This is a genomic window from Kitasatospora sp. NPDC091257 (assembly GCF_044757675.1).
Taxonomy (GTDB): Bacteria; Actinomycetota; Actinomycetes; order Streptomycetales; family Streptomycetaceae; genus Kitasatospora; species Kitasatospora lactacystinica.
This window is the reverse complement of the sequence record NZ_JBIVVI010000662.1, coordinates 1-5108: the sequence shown is the minus strand read 5'-3', so window position 1 is coordinate 5108 and position 5108 is coordinate 1. Positions and strand designations below refer to the sequence as shown.

6 protein-coding genes are annotated in these 5108 nt (G+C 72.7%); all 6 read left to right on the top strand.

The genetic code is table 11. From position 1 onward, the window contains the following. Positions 1-564 precede the first annotated feature (564 nt). Positions 565-858: a MoaD/ThiS family protein gene (locus ACIQOV_RS26785; RefSeq protein WP_401052647.1), complete on the top strand. Its 294-nt coding sequence runs from the start codon at positions 565-567 to the stop codon at positions 856-858. Between the two features lie 5 nt (positions 859-863). Further along, on the top strand, positions 864-2396 hold the full coding sequence (locus ACIQOV_RS26780; RefSeq protein ID WP_401052645.1) for a hypothetical protein: 1533 nt from the start codon (positions 864-866) through the stop codon (positions 2394-2396). Between the two features lie 192 nt (positions 2397-2588). Then, the gene (locus tag ACIQOV_RS26775) at positions 2589-3320 is read left to right on the top strand and encodes a DUF2993 domain-containing protein (protein ID WP_401052642.1); all 732 of its coding nucleotides are present in this window, start codon (positions 2589-2591) and stop codon (positions 3318-3320) included. 247 nt (positions 3321-3567) lie between these two features. Next, the gene (locus ACIQOV_RS26770) at positions 3568-3648 is read left to right on the top strand and encodes an Ms5788A family Cys-rich leader peptide (RefSeq protein ID WP_353652343.1); all 81 of its coding nucleotides are present in this window, start codon (positions 3568-3570) and stop codon (positions 3646-3648) included. A gap of 233 nt (positions 3649-3881) precedes the next feature. Continuing rightward, positions 3882-4715 (top strand): sulfurtransferase, encoded by an 834-nt coding sequence (locus tag ACIQOV_RS26765; RefSeq protein WP_380354414.1) that lies wholly within the window; start codon positions 3882-3884, stop codon positions 4713-4715. A 53-nt stretch (positions 4716-4768) separates the two neighbouring features. Then, the gene (locus ACIQOV_RS26760; protein WP_030059605.1) at positions 4769-5059 is read left to right on the top strand and encodes a DUF1416 domain-containing protein; all 291 of its coding nucleotides are present in this window, start codon (positions 4769-4771) and stop codon (positions 5057-5059) included. Positions 5060-5108 lie beyond the last annotated feature (49 nt).

The window sequence follows — 5108 nt, the reverse complement described above, 5'->3', positions numbered from 1 at the left end:
GGTCCCGCAACCCCTGGCGCACCGTTTCTGCCCTGTTCATCACCGCGAACCCTCCGGTCTGGTCCGGTGCCGGGTGGCGGCCCGGTGCCGGTGGCGGTGCCCCGGCCGGCCGGGGCACGTCGTTGTGCCGCGTCAGGCGGGGCGGTTCCTGCTGCGCGCCGGGGGTGGGCCGACGAATCGCAAGAACGTCCGTACTGGCGTCCTGAAAGCACAAAAGGACCCGGGGGCGACTCTGCCCGGATCCCTCTTGGTGGTCGAGGATAGCCGACCGCCCCCTCCACCGGGAGTGCGGGAATCCGGCGGTTCGCCCAATTCGGGCGTGCGCCGGGTGAGGCTGGACACAGCTTCGAGCGCCGGTCCGGCGCGCCTCGGTGGCGCTCCGGTGCGTTTCTCCGTGTCGGCCCGGCCAGGGCGATTGCCGCTCGTGGCGGCGGACACGCCATCATGGGACGCACATCGAAGGCGCTGTTCGGGTCCATCGTTCGGGTGGTCGGGCGGTCGTTGAGGTGTCGAGCCGGACCGGGACACCGGCACCGGGCGAGGACGACGAGAAGGGGTGGCCCGATGGGCGTGACCACCGAGCCCGCGAGCGGCGCCCGGGTGCGCGGGACGATCCGCTACTGGGCGGCGGCGAAGTCCGAGGCCGGGCTGGCCGAGGAGCCGTACGAGGCGGCGACCCTGGCGGAGGCGCTGGCGGCGGCCAGGGAACGGCACGCCGACCGGCCGAAGCTCGTCCGGCTGCTCGGGCACTGCTCGTACCTGGTCGACGGGGCCCAGGTGGGCGGCCGCGACCACGCGACCGTCGCCCTGACCGAGGGCGGGACGGTGGAGGTCCTCCCCCCGTTCGCGGGAGGCTGAGCGGCGTGACGGACATGAACAACCCGAACGACCCGAACCGCGGCGGCTACGGCGGATGGCCGCAGCAGCCCCACCGGCCGCAGCAGCCGTACCCGCCCCGGGCGCAGCAGCAGCACCCACAGCAGCACCCGCACCCGCAGCAGTCGCACGTCCCGCCGCAGCAGCCGGGCCACCCGTCGCCGTACGGTTTCCCGGTGGACGACGCGGCGGCGACCACGGTGATGCCGCCGGTGCCCGCGTTCGACGACGCGGCCGCGACCACCCTGATGCCGCCGGTGCCGGCCGTGGACGACGCCGAGGTGACGGCGCTGCTTCCGCCGGTGGTGGTGTCCGGTTCGCTGCCGGTCGCGCCGCCCCGGTCGCACCAGCCCCACCAGCCGCAGTTCCAGCCGCAGCCCCGGCCCCACCAGCCGCAGCCTTACCAGCAGCCGCAGCCCCACCAGTTCCAGCAGCCGCAGCCGCAGCCCCACCAGCCCCACCAGTTCCAGCAGCCGCAGCCGCAGCCGCAGCCGCAGCCGCAGTCGAGGCAGCAGCGGCGTCGGCAGTCGGAGCAGCCGGAGCAGCCGGTGCAGCCCCAGCCGGACCCGACGATCCAGCTCCAGCTCCAGCAGCCGTCGAGGCCGCGGGCCCGGCACGCGGCCCCTGCGGCGCAGCCGGCTCCCGCGCCGCAGGCGGCGGAGGCCTTCGATCCGCCGACCATGACGCTCAAGCGCCCGACCGCCCCCGGCGTCCCGGGTCCGGCCGGAGCCCCCGGCCCGCTGGGCGTCCCCGCCGCGGCGCCGTTCCCGGCCGTCCCGCCGCCGTCCGCGCCGTCCGCGGGCCCGCGCGGCCGGACCGGCTCGCCGATCATCGACCCGGGCCTGCGGCCGGCCCTGATCACCGCCGGTGCGGCCGCGCTGCTGGCCGGCGGTGCGGCGCTCGGGCAGGTCGCGCTGGCCCTGGTGGTCGCGCTGCTCCAGCTGCTGACGGCGGCCGGCTGGTTCCGGCTGAACGGCATGTGGCCGGCCCGGCAGGGCATCCTGCTCGCCGCGCTGGCCGGTTTGACGGCGGACGTGGCGGTGCTGCTGGCGGACTCCGACGGCGGCGTGGCGGCGGTGGTGGGCACCCTGGGCGGGTTCTTCCTGCTCGTCCTGGTGCTGCAGACGTTCCGTCCGTCGGACCCGAAGGAGCGGTTCTACGCGCTGACCGTGCTCGGTTCGGCCACCGTGGTGACCGCGCTGTGCACCATGCTGCTGCTGGCCGACTGGGTGCCGGCCGCGGTGGGTGCGGTGGCGCTGGCCACCCTGCTGGCCGCGGCGCCGTTGCCCGGACCGAAGCAGCTGGGCCCGGTGCTGGGTCTGGCCGCGGCGGTGGTGCTGGGCCTGCTGGTCGGGGCGCCGGTGGCGCTGGGTGCGCTGGCCGGGTTGGGTGCGCTGGTCGGCCGCCGGGTCGCGGCGTACGACTTCCCGTCCCGCTTCGTGCACATGACGGCGGGGGTGGCGCTGCCGCTGGCGGTGGCCGCGCCGCTGATCTGGATCGCCACCGAGCTGCTGGCCTGATCCTCCCGTCCGCTGCGCGCAGGGTCGGATTCCGGCTCCGGAACCATGTTCCGGAGCCGGACGTCGTACGGTCGTGCGAGGGCGGACGTGTCCCGCGTCCGCCGCGGAACGACGAACGACCCACTGCGAACGACCACTGCGAACGATTTCAGCGACGAACGACCACAGCGAGCGGCGACGACGGGGGACACGATGCGCGGATGGCTGAAGGCCACGATCGGCCTGGCGGTGCTCTCCGGCCTGCTGCTGGGGGCCGACCGGATCGCGGTGGGCGTGGCCGAGGACGAGGCCGCCGACCGGATCGTGAAGAGCGGCCGGATGAGCCAGCGCCCGGACGTCTCGATCGAGGGCTTCCCGTTCCTCACCCAGGTGGTGTCGATGAAGCTGGACGACGTCCGGATCTCCTCCGACGGCCTGACCGTCGGGGACGGCAGTCACCAGGTGGCGCTGCACTCGTTCAAGGCGCAGCTCTCCGGCGTCAAGGTCAGCGACAGCATGAGCAGTGCCACGGTGGACAGCGGCACCGGCAGCGGGGTGATCTCGTACCCGGACCTCGCGCAGCTGCTGCCGCCGGCTTCCCAGCTGCTGCACGGGGCCAAGCTGCTGGTGGGCGGCAACTCGCGGCTGACGCTGTCCTACGCCGGTCCGGGCAAGGTCAAGGCCTCGCTGGGGCCGATCGCGATCGGCGAGGGCACCGTGCACAACAAGGGGAACACCGTCACGGTGGACGGCTTCCGGCTGAGCTCGCTGGCGGGGTTGGTGGCCGGTGCCACCAATCAGCAGCTGGAGCCGATGAGCTTCACCCTGGACTCGCTGCCGGCCGGGCTGAAGCTGGCCGACAAGGACGGTGGCAGCGGGGTGACGCCGTTGCCGGAGGGCCTCCAGCTGACCTTCGACGGCAAGGGCGTCAAGCTGCTGGGCTGATCCCCGGCCCGGTCCTGGTTCAGTCCCGGTCTCGTTCCCGGGCCGCCGAATCGTTCCGCTCCGCGAGACGCGCTGTCCAGCGCGGACCGTGGAGCGGTGCCGTTTCCGCCCCGCGCATGCGTTCGGACGGCTTCGGTACGGGCTCCCGCGGGCCGGTCGGGGGCGAAATCCCATCATGCGGTCGTTTCGATCCCACCATTCGATACGCTGGTGACAGCGGGCCTCCGGTGTCCCTAGCATCGTCGGCATGAAGCGACAGACGGACCTCACGAAGCGGCGGGCGGTAGACCTGTGCCGCGTGTCCGCCTGTCTGTGTCGAATGCGCTGATTCGGCGCTCCGGCTGGGCAGTTGAAGCCCGCCGCCGATCTTTCCGGTGACCGCGTCCGGCTCTGTGAGCGGGCGGTCGCCGAGGTACTCCGCAGTTCACTGCCCGGCCGCGCCGGTCCGCCCCCTCGTCCCGGTATTCGGACAGGAATTCGGACCGCGCCCACTCGGGCACCCTGCAGCACCCTCCTGAGCAGCACCTTCCGTACAACCGCCCTCGGATGGAGAACCCCACCATGAGCCGCAGCGACGTCCTGGTCGACGCCGACTGGGTCCAGGCCCGCCTGGACGACCCGAAGGTCGTGATCGTCGAGGTCGACGAGGACACCTCCGCGTACGACAAGAACCACATCCGCAACGCCGTCCGGATCGACTGGAAGCAGGACCTCCAGGACCCGGTCCGCCGCGACTTCATCGACCAGGCCGGCTTCGAGGCGCTGCTCAGCGCCAAGGGCATCGCCAACGACGACACCGTCGTCCTGTACGGCGGCAACAACAACTGGTTCGCCTCGTACGCCTACTGGTACTTCAAGCTGTACGGCCACGGCGACGTCCGCCTGCTGGACGGCGGCCGCAAGAAGTGGGAGCTGGACTCCCGCGACCTGGTCGCCGAGGTGCCGGCCCGCCCCGCCACCGAGTACACGGCGCAGGCCGTCGACTCCTCGATCCGCGCCTTCCGCGACGACGTGCTCGCCGCCATCGGCACCCTGAACCTGGTCGACGTCCGCTCGCCCGACGAGTTCTCCGGCAAGCTGCTGGCCCCGGCCCACCTCCCGCAGGAGCAGTCGCAGCGCCCCGGCCACGTGCCGAGCGCCCGCAACATCCCGTGGGCCAAGAACGCCAACGACGACGGCACCTTCAAGAGCGACGACGAGCTCAAGGCGCTGTACGAGGCCGAGGGCATCGACCTGGCCAAGGACACCATCGCCTACTGCCGCATCGGCGAGCGCTCCGCGCTCACCTGGTTCGTGCTGCACGAGCTGCTCGGCCAGGAGAACGTCAAGAACTACGACGGCTCGTGGACCGAGTACGGCAGCCTGGTCGGCGTGCCGATCGAGCTCGGCAACTGAGCCCAGGCCCGACCCGTAAGTCAGAAGGCCAGTAAGTCAGAAGGTAGGCAGACATGTGCGGTGCGAAGGCCGGCGGCCCGGACCTGGCAGGAGTTGACGTGGCGAACGAGACGATCATCCAGGGTTCGGTGACCCGCGACGGTGAGCCGGTCAACGGCTACGTCCGGCTGCTGGACGAGGGCGGTGAGTTCACGGCCGAGGTGCCCACCTCGGCGACCGGCCAGTTCCGGTTCTTCGCCCGCCCGGGCAAGTGGACCCTGCGCGCGCTGGTGCCGGGCCAGACCGTGGACCGCCAGGTGGTGGCCTCCCAGGGCACCGCCGTCGAGGTCGCGATCGCGGTCTGACCGGAGCCGCGACGTTCCCGGATCACCCCGAGGGCCCCTGCCGTGCAGG

What these genes read in the sequence shown, in the direction of transcription:
- ACIQOV_RS26785 (WP_401052647.1), top strand. Translation starts at nt 565, where the DNA reads ATGGGCGTGACCACCGAGCCCGCGAGCGGCGCCCGGGTGCGCGGGACG.
- ACIQOV_RS26775 (WP_401052642.1), top strand. Translation starts at nt 2,589, where the DNA reads ATGCGCGGATGGCTGAAGGCCACGATCGGCCTGGCGGTGCTCTCCGGC.
- ACIQOV_RS26770 (WP_353652343.1), top strand. Translation starts at nt 3,568, where the DNA reads ATGAAGCGACAGACGGACCTCACGAAGCGGCGGGCGGTAGACCTGTGC.
- ACIQOV_RS26765 (WP_380354414.1), top strand. Translation starts at nt 3,882, where the DNA reads ATGAGCCGCAGCGACGTCCTGGTCGACGCCGACTGGGTCCAGGCCCGC.
- ACIQOV_RS26760 (WP_030059605.1), top strand. Translation starts at nt 4,769, where the DNA reads ATGTGCGGTGCGAAGGCCGGCGGCCCGGACCTGGCAGGAGTTGACGTG.